The organism is Alteromonas sp. LOR, from assembly GCF_000753865.1.
In the GTDB taxonomy this organism is placed as follows: domain Bacteria; phylum Pseudomonadota; class Gammaproteobacteria; order Enterobacterales; family Alteromonadaceae; genus Alteromonas.
On sequence record NZ_JQFW01000010.1, the window covers coordinates 135,611 to 153,794 of the forward strand.

General features: G+C 41.8%; 12 protein-coding genes. 8 read left to right on the forward strand and 4 right to left on the reverse strand.

The window, feature by feature from the left end; genetic code table 11:
- Window positions 1-117: 117 nt before the first annotated feature.
- Window positions 118-2,658, forward strand: a complete 2,541-nt coding sequence (locus JV36_RS0104455) for a hypothetical protein (protein ID WP_052010186.1) — start codon at window positions 118-120, stop codon at window positions 2,656-2,658.
- Between the two features lie 322 nt (window positions 2,659-2,980).
- Here JV36_RS0104455 and JV36_RS0104460 read toward each other — a convergent pair whose 3' ends face one another.
- The 3 genes from JV36_RS0104460 to JV36_RS0104470 form a co-directional block, all read right to left on the reverse strand.
- Window positions 2,981-3,946: a DUF1961 family protein gene (locus JV36_RS0104460; RefSeq protein WP_052010187.1), complete on the reverse strand. Its 966-nt coding sequence runs from the start codon at window positions 3,944-3,946 to the stop codon at window positions 2,981-2,983.
- 143 nt (window positions 3,947-4,089) lie between these two features.
- Window positions 4,090-5,394, reverse strand: coding sequence for a cellulase family glycosylhydrolase (locus tag JV36_RS0104465; protein ID WP_235207763.1), 1,305 nt, complete (start codon window positions 5,392-5,394; stop codon window positions 4,090-4,092).
- A gap of 304 nt (window positions 5,395-5,698) precedes the next feature.
- The gene (locus JV36_RS0104470; RefSeq protein WP_235207764.1) at window positions 5,699-7,183 is read right to left on the reverse strand and encodes a BNR-4 repeat-containing protein; all 1,485 of its coding nucleotides are present in this window, start codon (window positions 7,181-7,183) and stop codon (window positions 5,699-5,701) included.
- Window positions 7,184-7,347: 164 nt separating this feature from the next.
- Here JV36_RS0104470 and JV36_RS0104475 point away from each other — a divergent pair, with 164 nt between their 5' ends.
- The 4 genes from JV36_RS0104475 to JV36_RS0104490 all read left to right on the forward strand — a co-directional run bounded on the left by JV36_RS0104475 (window position 7,348) and on the right by JV36_RS0104490 (window position 14,818).
- Complete coding sequence (locus JV36_RS0104475; RefSeq protein ID WP_235207765.1) at window positions 7,348-8,934, forward strand: BNR-4 repeat-containing protein; 1,587 nt, start codon at window positions 7,348-7,350, stop codon at window positions 8,932-8,934.
- A gap of 373 nt (window positions 8,935-9,307) precedes the next feature.
- Complete coding sequence (locus JV36_RS0104480) at window positions 9,308-12,070, forward strand: alpha-L-rhamnosidase (RefSeq protein WP_235207766.1); 2,763 nt, start codon at window positions 9,308-9,310, stop codon at window positions 12,068-12,070.
- Entirely contained in the window at window positions 12,063-13,307 is a 1,245-nt protein-coding gene (locus tag JV36_RS0104485) for an alginate lyase family protein (protein WP_032096201.1), read from the forward strand. The genes JV36_RS0104480 and JV36_RS0104485 overlap by 8 nt, the downstream gene beginning before the upstream one ends.
- Before the next feature lie 50 nt (window positions 13,308-13,357).
- Window positions 13,358-14,818, forward strand: coding sequence for a tetratricopeptide repeat protein (locus JV36_RS0104490; protein ID WP_032096202.1), 1,461 nt, complete (start codon window positions 13,358-13,360; stop codon window positions 14,816-14,818).
- 524 nt (window positions 14,819-15,342) lie between these two features.
- Here the strand turns inward: JV36_RS0104490 and JV36_RS19055 are convergent.
- On the reverse strand, window positions 15,343-16,257 hold the full coding sequence (locus JV36_RS19055) for an integron integrase (RefSeq protein WP_052010189.1): 915 nt from the start codon (window positions 16,255-16,257) through the stop codon (window positions 15,343-15,345).
- Between the two features lie 159 nt (window positions 16,258-16,416).
- On the opposite strand from JV36_RS19055, the gene JV36_RS0104500 reads away from it, so the two are divergent.
- The 3 genes from JV36_RS0104500 (at window position 16,417) to JV36_RS0104510 (ending at window position 17,659) form a co-directional block, all read left to right on the forward strand.
- Window positions 16,417-16,713, forward strand: a complete 297-nt coding sequence (locus JV36_RS0104500) for a hypothetical protein (RefSeq protein ID WP_032096203.1) — start codon at window positions 16,417-16,419, stop codon at window positions 16,711-16,713.
- 140 nt (window positions 16,714-16,853) lie between these two features.
- Window positions 16,854-17,234: a hypothetical protein gene (locus tag JV36_RS19665; RefSeq protein ID WP_032095635.1), complete on the forward strand. Its 381-nt coding sequence runs from the start codon at window positions 16,854-16,856 to the stop codon at window positions 17,232-17,234.
- 149 nt (window positions 17,235-17,383) lie between these two features.
- Window positions 17,384-17,659 carry a hypothetical protein gene (locus JV36_RS0104510; RefSeq protein ID WP_152561524.1) on the forward strand — a complete coding sequence of 92 codons (276 nt, stop codon included), beginning with the start codon at window positions 17,384-17,386 and terminating at the stop codon, window positions 17,657-17,659.
- Window positions 17,660-18,184: the final 525 nt, after the last annotated feature.

The window sequence follows — 18,184 nt, forward strand, 5'->3', positions numbered from 1 at the left end:
TTTGGTTTTCTTAATTTGAACATAGGTGAGTTTGTAACTCGCCTTTGAATTCGCGTTTTAGCGACATAGATAAACATGATTTAGGTTAGCTAAGAGACCTTTCATTAAAGGATATGTATGTATATCAAAAAAAAGTTTTTATTCTTTCCCTTTAGGTGGGCAAAATATTTTATTGTCGCAAGCACTATTTTTTCAACTTATACCTTAGCCAGTGATATTGAGCGTCCTTCAATTTGGGTAAAAAATTCTGAGCGGCAAGTAATCTTAGATAAAATTAGAACTGAAGCATGGGCTAAATCATTATTCGAAGTAATGAAACAGCGTGTAAAGCCGCTTGCTTCAAATGAGTTAACGGAACGAAGAGCGTTGTTAGAGCAGCTTCCGCTTGTTTGGAAAAACGGAAAATCTCAATCGCCAACCTTGCCACTACAGAAAATTAAAGGCGGTGCAACAGATGTTGAGAGAAGATCAGTTGTTAAATCTCTGCAAGATGGTGTTGATTGCGGCGTGCTTTACTACCTGACGCAAGAAGAAAAATACGCAAAATGTGGTGCTGATATTTTGTTTACTTTCATTGAAGCGCTTAAACAACTAGAGGTGCGTAAGGATGGGGGGATGAATTCAGGCTGGATGTTTCCAACAAATCACCTGTACGAAGCACGAGTAATTGGTGCACAAATACCAATTATTTACGATTTTGTTTACAGCTACCTAAAACAAGGTGGAAAAGTTTACGATTTAGGCTCTAGCGGGTTAGTCGATTTTAATTTTGATGATGCCCAAGAAACATTTAAAACCTATATTTGGTTAGCACTGAACAGAGGCTTACTACCGTCAAATTGGCCCGTATTAGAGTCATCAAGTTTAGTACACAATACGCTAGCACTGGACGATCGGAAAGAGAGGGCAAAGTACCTGACTTATTACACGCATACTGATACCCAAAATCAGGCATCACTTAAAACAGTTTACAGAATGTTTGAAAATGAAGGCGATATCTGGCCGGAATCTTTGGGTTACTCACGCCATGTTGCAGCATATTCGATTTATCTAATGACCTTGTTAGATCGCTACGACCCATCGTTAAATCTAGGTGATAAATATCCAAATATCCCCGCAGCATTTATGTCGTATTATGACTTACAATTTCCTAACGAAAAGTACCCATTTTTCGGCGATGGCCACAGAAATTATAAAGTGGAATATTCTGCGCTAGAAATGTCCTATCTACTGGGCAAACTAAACAAAAATCATAAACTTGTGACAAATTTTGGCAACTATTTGGTTTCAAGCCTAAATAAAGGGGACTACGACCGGGGCCATCTACACAAGCGGGTTTATGGGGCGGCTCCTTATTACGTACCAACACAACTTTTATGGTACAGCAAGAAAATCGAGAGTAGCGCCGACGTGGATGTTGACCCGCCGAGGCCAAGAACCAAGCGTTTAGAATTTGCAGGCATTAATATTCAGCGTAATATCAGCACGGCAAATCCGGTAAAAAATAGCTTAATGGCATTTTTAGGTGGCGGTTCATATATTCATGGTCACGCATCTGGCATTGATATGGAATTATACGGCCAAGGGCATGTATTAGGAGTAACTGCCGGAAAAAGCAAATACCGTACAGACATTCATGAAAACTATTACCGTATTTTTGCTGGACATAACACCGTTATCAGCAATGGCGCTTCAGGTTCAAAAGGTGACTGGATCAATTTAGGTATAGATAACGTGCAAGCGGTTGATGCAGAACCGAGCTATTACACAGATGGTGTTTCACCAAAACATTCATTTTCAATATCTTCTTTTTACGATGAACATAATTTAGTCGCGCCAGCTCATCATCAACGTACCATGGCGCTAATTAAATTATCTGAAACGCAAGGTTATTACTTAGATATTTTTCAAGCAAAAAGTAATGCAGATGAACAGTTCCATGATTACGTATATCATAATGTGGGTGACAGCGTTAATTTCACTAGTTCCGGTATCGAATTACCTCTCAATGAAGACAGCAATAGATATAAAGCATCAAATAGCCTTGAGTGGAAATTGCAAAGCAAATATAAACACCCTGGCTGGCACTATTTTCAAGAGGTACACTCAAGCGGTGTAATTCAAAAACCGATTGAAGCATTATTTACCGCTGCTAAATTAAGCGACAAAAAAATCTTTATGCGCGCTATGATGCCCGCTGACAACGGTATTGAAATTACGAAAGTAAGCGCTCCACCATCCTATGGCGTTGGAAAAGCCTATCATAAGAAAACTACTCCGACTTTTATTTTAAGACGTCAAGGTGATGCGTGGAAAAATCCATTTACCGTTGTTTATGAGTCAAAGACAGAGGGCGATGACTTTACAGTACAGTCGGTAGAACGCATCAATGCAAACGACAAGTTCAAAGGTGTAAAAGTGACTGTCAGTGTGGCAGGTAAATGTCTTACGCAAGTTATTTTATTGCAAGATAATATTGATGACGTTTATCAAGGTGAGAACACAGGTATTTACTTCAAAGGGCGATTTGGTCTAATCACGCTTGACGACGATGGTAATGTGCGTGAAATGTATGTGGGTCGCGGCAGTAAGTTAAGTATTGGTAATACTTCTTTAACGGCTAACAATGCTAAAAGCAGTGCATATCAGAGCTTTTAGTTGTCAGCTATACTTTGTGTTTCTGGCGTGTCTTAACGCCAGAAACACTGGTGTATGCTGCTAAGTACCTTACTGATTTCTGTAAAGGTTTCGGAATCTTTGATAGTGTTTAGTCGTGGAATGCTTAGTATAATGCTTTCGAAATTGATTAGGTTATCTTTCAATTAAGACAGCACACAACATGTTTTACCCTGGTCTTGCTTGGCGCTAGACATTGCCTCATCACGTCAATCAAAAACAAAGCTCATTTCAGGCTAACGCAGCTTCTATCAAATCATAAGATTAATAGCTATTACGGCGACATAGGTTACATTCGGTGTCATTACTCTCGAGTGTAGATTTTGAAGTTATTATAAATAGAGCTACGCGTGTACATTTGCCTTAATCCAATACGGCCCGTATCCACTTTGCCTCGCTCAGGTAGATCCCAGCTGAAAACTTGCGTTTTTGTCTCCGGCGTATTCTTTAGGCGCACAGAAAAGGTTAGCTTATCCTCGGTTTTTACTGCCGTTATATGATAAGTTCTGCCTTTCTTAAAAAGGCTTGTTTCTTTGTAGCTAGGGGGGATTTTCATGCCAGCAAAGCCTTTAGTGGGATGGAGCGGATAAACTCTTGCCCTTATATAGTCTTGCTCACTCTCTACATTTGTTTGGCCAAATGCTGCATAGCTAATATGCAGAGCTTTCATGCGCTCAAAGTAAAACTTCATTGATGGCACTTGTCGTTGATGGCGCCACGTTGCAATATCTTGCGCAAAATCACCGGTTCCCGTCGCCTGAATATACAAGATATTAACCATCTTGATTTCGTCATCTATTTTAGTAAAGTCGTATTCAATTTTAATATCGCCATCGTATTGATGCTTTGTCCACAGAACCGTATGGTGCGCATCATTCTGCGCTTCTGGGCCAGCTTCTACTTTTAAACCCTTATGGGTATTGGTTACTTTGCTGAAGCGGCCATCCATGAACCAGTTGTCTTGCCAAGGCGTTTCACCTTTATCATCAAACTTCATTATCCACCCTTCAGCGTCTGGCTTAGCATTCTTGACTATTGCAGGGTTTGCTAACGTAATTTCCATTGGCGCAACATCATTGAACTTAGCTTGCGCTTGCGTTGTTTGAATGTCCGCACAATTAGATATGGTTAAAACTATAGCTAATGACGTGATAATGCGGCGACCGTTCTCGCCTTGCTTTGATTTAGATAAGCGACTAAAAGCCCATTTTTTATTTCCGAAAAACTGAAGGGGGTATTGGTAGCAACTGATTGAAATGCCGCTTTTCATTATTTAATGTCCTTAATTGACTCATTAAGCGATAGCTATTAGCTTATAGGAAAAAGTGAGATATAAGAGGGCTATGATGGTTGCTATACAACCATCAACATTTAATAATGTTGAAAGAATTGAGGCAAGCCAAAATGCCATTCTTAACTCTGAGCTGCCGGGTCTGGCTCTCTGTAAACACCTGGCTCAATTCTTATGTTGATTATTGTGTTATTTGTAGGCCATGCCAGCACCGTCAGTTGTTGTCTGTCCTCATCCCAGATAAAGTCACTGGGTCTGGTGTTGTTTTTAGAAGAATATACGCGAAGACCGGTATTAATCGGGCTGTGAGTAAGAATTAAGTCCTCGCCAACATGAATCGAGAAACCATCTGGATAGTGACGGTCCGCCCCTATGAATATTCTTGAAGCGCCCTTGCTATTATCTGTTTTGATATTGATATCTAAAGTACGTGTCGCAAAATGAAACATAAAGTTTTTTATGTCTCCAGCAATAAACTGCGGATAAGGGCGAGCGATAATGTCAGTAATATATTTTCTCTCGACCGTACCGTCGGCTTGTTTGTCAGAGAAAATCGCCCAAGTTGATTCGCCCCCAGGTAAAAAATTCTGATAGCTACGATTGCCTAAAAACCAAGCTTTAATTGACCCAATACCCATCTTGTCGAATACTTCTGCTGTGCGAATATAAAACTTAATATAATGCAGTTGTTCTTCTACTGAGTTGTCAGTGGTAAGTAACGTTGGAAACCCCCACTCTCCAACTAAGATTGGCGCTTGAAGTAAGTCAGCTTCTTTATCAAACCTTTCCATAGTCGGTGCGATGTAGTCGATATATTCTTGGTATATGTGTGGTGCGAAAACAATGTTTTTGCGATTCACTCTTTTTTTAATTTCCGCGTACTGATTTTTGTTGATTGCCTCACCTTTGTTCATAAAAATAGTTTGAATTAAAAACAATTTCTCATCGCTGTAAGGCAGTGCGGCATCAATAATTTTTTCATATAAAGGGATTAAATAGTCGCTGGTTAGTTCATCATAAGATTGTGTTAGTTCTTTTTTACGTGGTTCGTTTACTAAGTCATAGCCGATGACTGCATCGTTGTCCTTAAACGCATCCCATATATGTCGCCATGCATTAATATAAGTTTCTTGCGTATTATTTCTGTCAAAGTATAAGTCGGGCCAAGAAAAACCTTTGGCGCCATACACCGTCAGTTTAAACATAGTTTTAATGCCAGCTTCGCGACCAAGGCGAACTGCATTTCTTAGACGTGCCAGATATTCTGGCTGAAAGGTCGAGTTCCCAAAAGTACTCAATTTACCTAATTCCAGCCTGACAACTTGTACGTTGGCGCCCATTCTTACCATGCGTACATAGTCTTCTTGCGTGAAGTTAACTTCTCCACCCGCATCATTGGTGTTTACGACAAAGCCGCGTGGGATCATGTGTCGTCCTGCGTCGTCACGTAGGCCATGCTTGATGTCTTGTGCTAGCACTTCATTATTTACAAAAAGCGAAAGCAGCGATGTAAATAGCAGTGCTCTAAACAGTGATTGTTTCATTTAAAAACCTCGTGTCGTTTCTGTTAGTTTTACAATGGCAGCGCGCAATTGAATGGGCGATTTCCATATGTGCGATACTGGTAGAGTAAATAATGGTGTTATACTTCAGAAAAAGGCCTGCTATCTACAGCACTCATAAAGCTCTCATAAAACGCTCTGGCATGCTCTCAGGCGAGTTAGGGTTTCACTATTTCAACGAAAATATCTGTAGAAATAGACTGCGCTTGTCGCCAGAACCTTCGGCTTTTTTAAGATAATAATAAGCCTTGCTATCTTTAAAAAAGACCACGGCCTTATCGAAGTTTGGTCCTTCACTGTGTTCGTAAATCGTAGTGAAGTTTTCTGCCTTGCCTTTAGCTTTTGCAATTACGACCCGCCCATTTTTCAAGCCGGTAAGATAGACATCATCGCCATTGCTAAAGAGTTGCCCGCCAAACGGTATCCGAACTGTAGTGAAATCTTTCTGGCCAGCCTTACGAAATGTGTGAAGGTTGGTCTGTTCATTAAACTCAAGGTCTTCTACTTTACTTACAAAGTGCTCATCGCCGCTGTTTGTTACCGTGAAGTCAAATCCATGAACAATGGACACTTGGTTCTTTTTCTGTGTTTTAGCCCAGTCTCCAGGCTCTTCAATTTGGATTTGCTCAGAAATAGCGAGAGGAATTTCAATTGGTGCATCTTGCGCGTTCTTCCAGTTCGAGATGCCTTGTGGATCGTCAGAATAAGCGTAGTAAATACCGTTTTGGTAAAGATATTTATCTGAGGTATTTTTAGAACGTCGCTGAAAGGCTATGCGAAACTTACCGCCTGTATATTTGAAGTCGCCGTACAAACCCCAGTTGTATTCACTACCATGCTCTGACGCTAGAACCCGATTGAAGTCATTATAGCCCTGCCACTTTTTGTCATCGTAGCGGGCAAAAAGCATTTTTCCATTCGCTGAAAAGCCATAGCGCATTTTCATAAATAAGTCGCCATTATCCCCAGTGAAGAATGCAGGGTAGGTAAGCAGCTTTGTTGTATCGACATCTTCAATACCAGTAAATTCTAGGTGCTTATAGTGGCCTGCAGGAGAATTAACGAATAGTGGAAGCGCAAAATCTTCGTCGGGAGCGGACGCTGCACCTTCTATAGAAAATGAGTAACGTAAGTAATCATTAGAAAACGCTTCCACTCTTCCATTGCGATGCATGTCATATAGCAAGTGTATAGTATCGTCAGCAGGGCTTATGCCCACCGCAATGGTATTGTGAGTCTCGCCTAACCACCATTTGCCTCTGAAGCCGGTGTGCCGGTGGGGAAACTGAATGGTTTTAAGTACTCCCGTTTTCGTATTTAGGCGCGAAAGCATAACATGCCGGTTGTCCTTACCTCCCTGATACCATGTCATAAAAACGAAGTGTTTATAAACTTTTATGCAGTCACCATGGGGAGACAACGCATCGCCAAAAATGTAATCGTAGCCCTCCGGGTTATTTTTAGAATACGAGCCTTTTACCTGGTTACCGTTAAAAAATATGGCGTTGTCAGTCACTATCGTCTCAGTATCCAAGCTAACGGAAGCACTGGCACTAATACTGATCAAAAGTGAGTAAACAAGAGACAGAGATACAAGATTTTGTTTGATGGAGACTAATGACGTACGTAAGTCTTGCGCTGAATGTGAAAACAAACTCTGCCCCTTATTTGGTATAGCTAATGTATCAACCAGTAATGCTGCGTACCAAAACGGGTATCGCTTTCAATCACCTCAAAATGATTGTATTTGGTTATTATTGAGTGAAAATGGTTTCAATTAAATGTACACTGCTTGTAAGTGTATAGCGAGAAAAACCGATGAAAATAAATCTAAGCATGCGTGAACTGGTAAGCCGACTAAGTACGACACTGAAAACAGCAATTGCGCTATCAGTGCTAACAGCCTGTACAGCAAATGATAGCGTGTCGTTAACCTCGAACATTAGCAATACAAGCGGAGTATTGCTGGAAAGCCAGACAAAAATTACTGACGGCGCACTCCATTTTGATGGCAAGAAACTCAATCACAACACTTTTGAAAACCCTTCAAAAAGCCAAGCGTATGACTATTTTTTTGGCAGGAATATCTCAGCTCACGGTGACGCTGTTAAACCTTACAAACACTTTGTTTTTATGACGTGGTACAAAGGGGGCAAAGAAGAGCGAAACGTTATGCTTTCGCGGTTCAACACAAAGACTGGGGTTGTTAAAACGATTCAATTTCCTCATAGGCATACCGGATTTAGAGGCGATCCGCTGGTAGGTGAATCGCACAACACCATTGGTTTAGCAGTGAGCCCGTTAAACGGAACCATTCATATGGTTTACGACATGCACGCCTATGTTGATGATGATGAAACAGGCAGATTTAAAGGAAGGTTTGTCGACGATTTTTTCCGCTATTCTTTTTCTGTGGCTGGCGCAGCAGATGTGCCAGACGACGAATTTACACTGGAGCAATTTGTTAAAGATACTAGCGAGTTGAGTCAGGGCGCAGATGATTACAAACACTTGACTATGACCGGTAATTTACAAGATAAAGAAAATTTTTCTGCGCTAACCTATCCTAAATTTTACACGAGTGACGATGGCGAGCTGCTTCACTATATGCGCTGGGGTGGCAATAACAACGGCGCTTATTACTTCAATAAATATGATGCAAAAAACCAGAAATGGACCCGCTTTACGCCGTTTAATCACAAGGATCAAAAGACTCACGGCAACGCATACAATTGGGGACTGTATGGCCAAATGAAGTATATAAACGGTAAGTTGCGCGTAGGGTTTCAACAGCGTAGCGCAAATAATGATGACCGTTTTAAATATCAAAATGGTGTTTATTATGCCTACTCTGATCATCCTGATGGTTTAGGGAATTGGAAAAATGTCGATGGCGAAGACATGACCTGGCCTTTGGTTAACTCTGATGAAATAAAAATATTTGAGCCTGGTGATTACATCGATCATACAGCACCTAATTCTGTACACATTGTAACGGGATTCGACTGGACGGTTACTGAAAACGACGATGTTCATTTCATAACTCATGTTCGTTCTACGGATACTAAGCGAAGTGACTACAAGGAAGTATCGATACACGCCTTTAAACCCGCCAATGCAGTAGACTTTACGATTACAACTGACTTTACTGGGGCCGATTCTATTTACACGTCGGGTGATAGTATTTTCATAATCGGGCTCAAAAATGGTTATCCGTTTGTTGAAAAAGCAAAGGGAGGTTCTAACGATTTTGAAGTCGTTTATCAGCAAGCCTCAGGGGTTAAATTTGATCACGGGACCATTCATATCGAAAACGGCAAAGCGTATTACTATTTGATGGAGAAAGGAGCAGGTAACGCGCTCCCGCTTCATTTACAAGTCATCGACTTGGGTGTTACTGAGTAAACCAAATACACAGCCTTTTGACTTTTCAATTAGAAGAATAGGTTGGTACAAAAATGAGAAAATTAAAACGCTGAATACTCCCTATCGGTAGTATTCAGCTATGAACCTACCTTAATCGCAAGATGCTACTGCAATTCACAACAATATTATTCAAAAATAGTCAAATGTAATCATTTGTATTGAATTGTGTAAAAGGTTTGTATGTCCACGGGTCCTATCTGAGTAACGTAGTGAAGGCCTCAACGTTAGTAAATATTTATTGAGAGTAAGCAACATGCTCAGGCCTTCATTTTTTAAAGTAAGTAGCTGGCGACTTTTTACGTCCATATGCTTAATAACGTTGATGTTATTTTCCTGCATGAGCAATGATAGATTGACCTCTAAGTTGGTTCAGCCAAAGCAGCTTTTGATAAGTGAAGGTTTTACCGCACCGGTTGGATTTTATGACGCTCAGCCTACATTTTCATGGAAGTTACCCGCCGATGCTACAGTAAAGTCACAGTCGCGATATCGAATAGTGGTAGCGACGTCGCCAGAACTATTACCTGACAATCCAGACTTGTGGGATAGCAACGTCATAAATAGCAGCGCAACGAATTTTATCCCATACCAGGGGCTTGAGCTAAGCTCGCGTCAACATGTCTTCTGGCAGGTTAAATATTGGAACGAAGAGAGTATTGATTCCCACTGGAGCGAACCAGCATCGTTCGAACTCGGGTTGTTGTCTAATAATGACTGGAGCGGGAAGTGGATTGAAATAGAACAATCTGGCCCGCCTTTGCGAGACTCATTCGATACGCCTATCCATATTCCACAATATTTGCGAACGACGTTCACGGCAGATAAGAGTATTAAATCGGCACGCTTGTATATTACTGCTAAAGGATTGTTCGAATCATTTATCAACGGCAACCGCGTTGGGACCGATGTACTGACACCCGGCTATACCCCATATCACAAACGTATCGAAACCCTTACTTACGACGTAACCAAACTGATTGCTTCTGGTGAAAATGCCATCGGTATTACACTCGCTGAAGGATGGTATGCAGGGCGTTTTGGCCCAAAACGTCATTGGCACAAAAAACAACATGTTACTCCAAAGGCGTTAGCGCAACTAGAGATTGAATATGTAGACGGTACGCGCAAAGTTGTAGTGACTAATAACAGTTGGCAAGCGACTCAGGAAGGTCCATTAAGACGATCGAGTTTGTACGATGGTGAAATATTTGATGCTAACTTTTTACTTGAAAGTGATAACGCTAGCTGGAATGAGCCCCAATATGAAACAGAAAACGCATCTGCAAAATGGCGCTCGGTACGCTCTTCACACATAGAGAGCGACGTTCTTCTTGAGCCCAAACGTCATTTTACATCCAAGAATAAGCAATTTTTAACGCCGGTATCTCTTCAGAGAATTGATGACAAGATTATATTTGATCTCGGGCAGAATATGGTGGGGGTTACGCGCGTTAACCTGCCAATGACCAAAGGGGAAACACTCCGGTTAAGATTCGCTGAAGGAATTAATAGCGACGGTAGCTTATATACAAAAAATCTGGGAAGCGCTGCTCAGGAAGATAGCTATATTGCTGCAAAAAGCGGTGTTGTTGACTGGCAACCTCAATTCACCTTTCATGGCTTTCGCTTTGTTGAAGTAAGTGGCTTCGATGAAAAAGAAGCGCCTCAACTTGATTGGATAACAGGCATTGTTCAGTACACAGACTTTGAGTTAACAGGGCAATTTACCTCATCAGACCCCAAATTAAACCAGTTACAGTCGAATATTGAATGGGGACTCAAAGGAAACTTTTTGGATATTCCCACAGATTGTCCCCAACGCTCAGAGAGGTTGGGGTGGACTGGCGATGCGCTTGCCTTCGCGCCCACATCGCTATTTATTGCCGATAGCCATGCCTTTTGGAGTGCTTGGTTGCAATCTATTAGGGAAGAACAGTTTGAGGATCACGGTATTCCTGTCGTAGTACCTAACGAAGTAGGCGAGATAGTTCAGGCGGGTTGGTCAGACGCCGCAGTGACTATTCCATGGGATGTCTATTGGCGTACGGGGGATGAGCGCGTTCTTAGAGAAAACTACGCGATGATGAAGCGTTGGATCCTTTATCATCAAGGTGAGCTTGAAAATGGCATAAGTAAAATGTCCACTGTAGGGGACTGGTTGCAACCTTATTCAACGCGCAAGGATTCGCGCCGAGGCGAAACTGACCATGGTCTTATTTCAACGGCTTTTTATGCTCGCTCTCTAGATATTGTTGCACGCACAGCTACGGTGCTGAAGGAAAGTGAAGACGCAACGTATTACGCTGCGTTATTTGAAGAAGCCAAAGCGAACTTCCAAGAAGCTTTCTTTGACCAACAAGGCAATATCAAACAAGGTCAACCCACGCAAACCTCCTATTTGCTGGCTATAGGCTTTGAGTTGCTTTCTGATGAGGTTTTAGATGCTGCTAAAGCTCATCTGATGGAGCAATTTGAAATTGCCGGCGGGCACCTTAGAACGGGTTTTTTAGGTACACCTCTCATAGCGCCTGTGTTGGAAAAAATTGGCCGGCAAGATTTTGCATTAGCGCTCTTGTTCAAAGACTCTTACCCATCGTGGCTTTTCCCAGTGTCTCAGGGGGCTACAACGATGTGGGAACGATGGGATGGATATACGCATGACAAAGGCTATGTTAAAAAAGCGGGTTCGTTAAATCACTACGCTTATGGTGCTATTGGCCAGTGGATGTACGATAGGTTAGCAGGTATATCTCCACTAAGCGCTGGTTATAAAAAAGTTCGAATTGCTCCTATTGTGACGACCCATTTGTCACACGCCGGTGCAACTTATCAATCACCTCATGGCGAAATTAAGTCTTATTGGTTTTTGAGCCAAGATGAGCTGCGCATGGAAATAACAATACCGCCCAATGTCACTGCTTCAATTGAAGTGCCGTCGGTTGTCCACGTTAAAAAAATTGTGGGAACTGCAAGTGAAATAAAGAAACTGAATGGAGTGGTGATGGTAAATGGTTCAGCACTTAACGCCGAACCAACAAATGGTGTGCAAATTAGTCAACCCTTTGAGTTGCCGTCTGGGCACTACGTTATAAGAGTAAGTGAAAACAATGAATAACCCGCATTATTTGCTTAAAAGTGTCGCTTTCTTTTTTGCTATTTCTTTACTTGGCTTTGTTATCGCTTCTGAGAGAAAAGATGCAAACGAACCACTCATCTACTTGAACGAAGAGAGGTTGCTTATATCAAAGCAGAGACTCTCAGAGGGACAAGAGCCGTATCAAGATGCGTACGAAAAAGTGCTTAGCATCGCTAATGAAGCATTAGAAAAACCGGTAGACCCTGTAACGAACAAAACGATGTTGCCAGCGAGTGGTGACATCCATGATTATCATACGTTGGGCTCATACTACTGGCCAGATGAAACTAAAGAAGACGGCTTGCCCTGGATATATAAAGATGGACAGTTCAACCCTATTTCTAACGGGCCAGAGACTGATTGGCTTAGAAGAAAGGCAATGTTTGACTCGTTAGAAGTACTTACTCTTGCCTTCTATTTCTCTGAAAATGCTGTTTACTTGGAAAAGGCAAAAGACATTGTTGAAACATGGTTCATAAATAACGATACAAAAATGAACCCAAACGTGGACTACGGAAAGGCAATTCCAGGTAAGACAGGGGGCACCAACTTTTCTATCATCGACTGGACTGATATTGGCAAAGTAGCCACGGTGGCGCAGTTGTTAAAACGCACTGGGCTTTGGCAGGAGATAGAAGCATCAAAAATGCGGTTGTGGTTTGAGGAATACTACGTATGGCTGACAACAAGTGATTTCGGAAAGTTAGAAGAAACAAGAAAAAACAACCACGGAACAAACTACGATTATCAAGCGATAGGTTTAATGCTCTATTTAGGCAAGAAGAGTGATGCTATAGAGAAATTAAATGCCGTTAAAACAACACGGATCGCAGCGCAAATAGAACCAGATGGAAGTCAGCCGTTGGAATTGGCGAGAACCAAATCGGTTAACTACAGCGTTAACAATCTTTGGGCTTTAGCGCGAATTACTGATTTAGGTCGTCGCCATACACCTGTAAATCTATTGCAGTTTGAAAGCCAAACCGGTGCGAGCATTAAGACTGCAATAAGCTTTTTAGTACCATACATTTTGGGTGAAAATAAGTGGAAGTGGAAGCAGATTTCAGGAGGCGGTGCAGAAAACCAACTACAAAACCTTGCAGCGCCGAAAATAAACCAAATGGCGTTATTGCTGGGTGAAAAACCTCCATTCGATAATGTTTCTGTGTACGAAAAGTTATCCGCGGCAGATGTACTGACGTATGCGCCCTATTAATTACCAGATTTAACCAACCAAGTTATCCACTTTAGAAAGGAAGCATTGTTATGTGCCTCAAGAAATGTTTTGCGGTAATGCTCGTTGCATTTTTATCTCACAGTAGTTATGCAGTAAATGTTCTTAAAGCCAATACAGAGTTTAAAAAAGGGAATCATAAGCAAGCATTTTCTCTTTATGAAGAGGGCGCCAAATTAGGTAATGCACATGCGCAGTATCAACTTGGCGTGATGTACTCGAAAGGGCTTGGGGTTGAGTCTAGTGCAGTATCATCTATGATCTATTTATCGTTGGCAGCAGAGCAGCGTTACCATAATGCGCAAAGCATAATTGAAAAATTGCGCTCGTCATTAAATGAACAGGATCTTTCGCTTCTCACTAAGGCGATAGAGGAGCAACGAACTATTCACAAAAAGTTTCAGCAACAGCTCTTACCCGAGGTTAATCAAAATACAATTAGCCAAGAAGTTACTTTTGGCGATAAGACCTTGCTTGAGCAAAAAATTTACTTCGAAGAACTCAGTGAGTTCCAAAATTTCGGTGACGAGCTCCAAAATTCTGTTAGCGGTTTTGATGATGAAGGTGGCGGGGAGTCATTGGATGTCGCGATAGTGGTTAACAACCCGGGCTTTTTAGTTGTAGAGAACGATGTTGCAAGTGACGGTTCGGTTAGGTACGTGCGCGAAATTCAAAAATCTGGGAACACTAGACGTTTTCTTGATGCATATAAGCTATTTCCATTGGGACAACCTGAAATAGATAACAAGTCTACAGAATTTGTACATCGCGCCTACATGGGGGCGGCAATCGATGACCAGTTTTATTTAAACAAAAACTTGCCACGATTGTATAGAGAAAATCGCCGTGTTCTGCGAGCGGCCAAAGACAATCCAACACTAGAATCATTGTATCAATATGCAATGGCGATGATTATCTTCCCTTGGATGGAAAGTGAAGACAACGAAGCGGAAACTTTGCTCAAGCAGCTTGCTGAAAAAGGGCACCCAGGGGCCATGTACGAATATGGTTTTCAGCTGTATATGCACCAAAAGGACATACCGGAAGCGGTTAAATGGATAGTGCAGGCTAGCAAGTATGGACTCTCAAGAGCAGAGTATCGATTGGGCAAACTGTTGCTTACAAGCCCTTGGGTTATTAACGACGAGAAAAAAGCACTTTTCTGGTTTGCTTCTGCCGCGGAGAAGGGGGATGACGCTGCAGCCTTGCATGTAGCAAAAGTAAAGCTTACCGCTGATGATGAATCGTTAATTGATGTGCCTGGTGCAATACAGTATTTAGATACTATCGCCAGCGCTCAAAATCTCAACCCCGAATACCAATACCTGCTTTCGATATCTTACAGACTTCGAAAAGAGCGAGACTTTAAGAAGTCGGTTGAGCTATTAGAGAAAGCTATCTCAATGGGAATGCGTACCAACTGGGACACTTCTGAGTGGCAGGCATTGTTGGCTAAATTGCTGCAAGGCAACATCTCGGTAACAGACTTATAAGGTCAGTACGAACGTTCCTCAAAACATAACAAGCAGTGGTGGATGAGTTGACGGTTACTACTGGGGAAAGCATATGAGCAACGTTAAGTCCAAGCGGCACATACGTAGTGCGTATCGGCATGGAAAAAAGAAAAAGTATGAATAGCCTATATTCCGACCGGCGAGCAGCGTAAAGCGCGATCAACGTTTTTTCGAAATAATTACTCCACGCAAGTGGTGGATGTGTTCTCTTTCGAGCGTTAATCGGACGATTTTCGGATTAGCTATAGTAGTCCGGTCTAGACAAACAGCAGACCTTCAGAGTTTAGGTTTTTAACTTCCCAATTGTGCCAGCATGCGCTCAGGGTTTAAATGCTTGCTGTGTGCAATAAGCAGACATTGGTTTTTTCGTTTTACTAATCTGAAATGAGTAGAGTAAGTCTGCAATAAATTGAGTAGGTGCTTTTGGTGCCAAAGCGGTCAATAGTGTTAATACACCATCAAAATAAACGACTCAAAGGACTTACTACACCATTAGCGCCTTGCTAAAGAACATGAGTATATATTTGAGTGGTTTTTACATCAGAATGTCCCAGTTGGGCCTGAACCGTCCGGATATCTGCGCCAGACTGTAGTAAGTGGGTAGCAAATGAGTGCCTTAAAGTATGAGGCGTGATTGGTTTCGTCAAACCCGACATCAATACCGCTTTACGGACGCAAGTAGGATGAAAATGATGCCTTCTTATCTCACCAGTTTCTGGGTCTGCGCTAAGTTTATGAGAGGGAAACAGGAACTGCCAAGCAAGCGACTTGTTCGCTGAAGGGTACTTTTTAGCAAGTGCATGAGGCATCCAAACACCGGCGTATTGCTCATTCTGAATATCGAGCCTTAAATATTCATCAACCTGCGCGATTTGATTTCTAAGTAATGGAATTAGCTCCATTGCCAAAGTAATGACTCGGTGTTTTTGGCCTTTACCATTCCAGACCCTTAAACACTTGTAATCGAAATCGATATCTTGCACGCGCAGTTGCACGGCTTCCATGCTCCTTAGGCCACTGCCATACATCAAGCCAGTAATAAGATAGTAACGTTTATCCAATCTTGACATAAGCAGCTTCACTTCATCTTGCGTCATAACAATGGGTAGTTTGGGTTGGCGTTTACTTCTGGCAAAATTCAAATTCAGAGACAGTTCATTCTTGATAATGTGCTTATAAAGAAACGATATCGAGTTTAATGCGGTGGCTTGCGTGCGCGGTGACACATTTGCATTCAACGCCAAATGTTCAAGGTATTGTTCAACTTCATTATCACCCATCGATGAAGGGTGACGTTTCCCATGAAAATGAATAAATGCTGAAATCCATTTTAAATAAGTAGAGACAGTCCTTGGAGAATACTGCCTTAGCAACATGTACTCAGTGATGTGATTTAAGAGAGGAGACTTTGTTTTCATGATTTTCTATTTGTGTGTATAAATATACAGTTATAGAAGCCTTTCCCCTATATTCAAGAAAACGACCCAATCGCGCGTTTGCATCCTAAAATTAAATAGCTTTTTTTTCTTGCAGCCATTGTCTGCATCGGCTTTCATAAACTTGTTAATCATGGCAATATGGATAAAAATGAGCGGCAGTTCGGTAGAAAAACGCGCAATTTGCGCCTTATTAAATTGTTATATGCAAAAGGAAATAGCATGAAGTATCTATCAATTCTGTCTATGTTGCTCTTATCAGGCTGCTCTTCTCAAAGCTTTAAGGATAAAGCCACCGATCAAATCTTTGAGCAAGTTACAGGTAAGGAATATTCGCGTAATGCTGCTCAATGTTCTTCCGTTAAAAGGCAATGCACTGATGGACAATATGAAGAGTGGACTCAAGAAAACGGTCAAAAAGCATGTGCATGTAATTAGTTAATTGCATATAACAAAAAAATTAAGTCACTCGCTCACGCTCGCTGGGACGCAAACACGCAGGGCGGCTTCGCCATTATGCCCTGCGTGCCTGCGCCCCTTATTTAAAAGTTAGGGTAACCGGAAAAAGGAATTTTCAGATGAAGTATCTAGTTTTATTTTTTCTTTGTAGCTTTGCGGTCAATGCAGAAGACGGCTTATTTGCAAGATTTGTTTTTGACAAGCAGGAAATTGGCTCAAACTCGCTGCAAAGTTATAACACAGGTGTACTTGCGGACTTTAATTCCTCAAACACTCTAAAAATCTCAAATCTATATCAGATTGCGATAACCAATAGAGTCATAGAAGATGGTAAGGTAAATATATACTTTTCACTTAAAGATACGTCTACTGGCAAGCCATACAACGTTGGAGCTGATGCTAGAGACTTCATAATTGGGCAACAAGAATCCTTTGAGTTTAACAGCAATGGGTATATTTATACCGTTAGCATCGATACATCTTTCGGCAAGTTACCCTAACAAAAAAATTAAGTCGCCTGCTAACGCAGGCTGGGACGCAAACACGCAGGGCAGCTTCGCTATTATGCCCTACGCGTCTGCGCCCCTTATTTAAAAGTTATGTGCTAAAGGAATAGAACATTAGATTTTTTCTTCTATTGGTATTTGTATTGACTTTTTTGGCCTCACCGGATGCTTTAGCCGTTCGTAATGGTTGTGTTGGTGAATGCCAAGAATTATTTAGGGATATTTCTTTTGGCAGCCCACTAATAGGGTTGTTTTATTTAATTAGCCCAGTATTTGGTTTAGTCCTGTTTTTGGGTAAGAAAGCCAACACTCGACAATCTAAACAAGATGTAAACACGGGGAAGTTAGGGGCAATATTTTATACGTTGGCAGGAGCTGCCTTTTTGCTAATTTTGGTGGTTGAATATGCACGCACATAACAAAACGCTGTTGGCACTCCCTTCGGTCGCTGGGACGCATACACGGGGCCGCTTCGCGATTATAGCCCCGCGTATGCGCCCCAAAGCTTAAAGTTATACGGCACGAGCATTCAGGTTCCCAAGGTCACCTGACTCGTAGAAAACTGAGTAAACAGGCCCAAAGGTCAGTAGTAACGTTTGAGCTTTTATGTCACGCTTTTAGCGTAAGCGATGCCGTATAAGACGCGGCTTGATAAAGGCATCGCTTACGCTAAAAGTGTAGCATTCAAACTGCGAGAGACTGCTCGCGCGGCGGCTGAGTAACAGGGATAATTTGCTAGGTACACGGAATTAACTAAGTAAAAGACCTTACATCGATTCTCGTGCTCGTATAACCAACCGTTCAAACGGACACGAATACCAGCGGCGGGTTTATCTTGCTCAGCAAGCGTGCCGTTTAACTTAAATGTTATGAGGCAGGACAAGAGCAAGAGAAGGTTAGAAACATATTTCGTTAATCAACCACGAGGGTGTAAAAACTAGCCT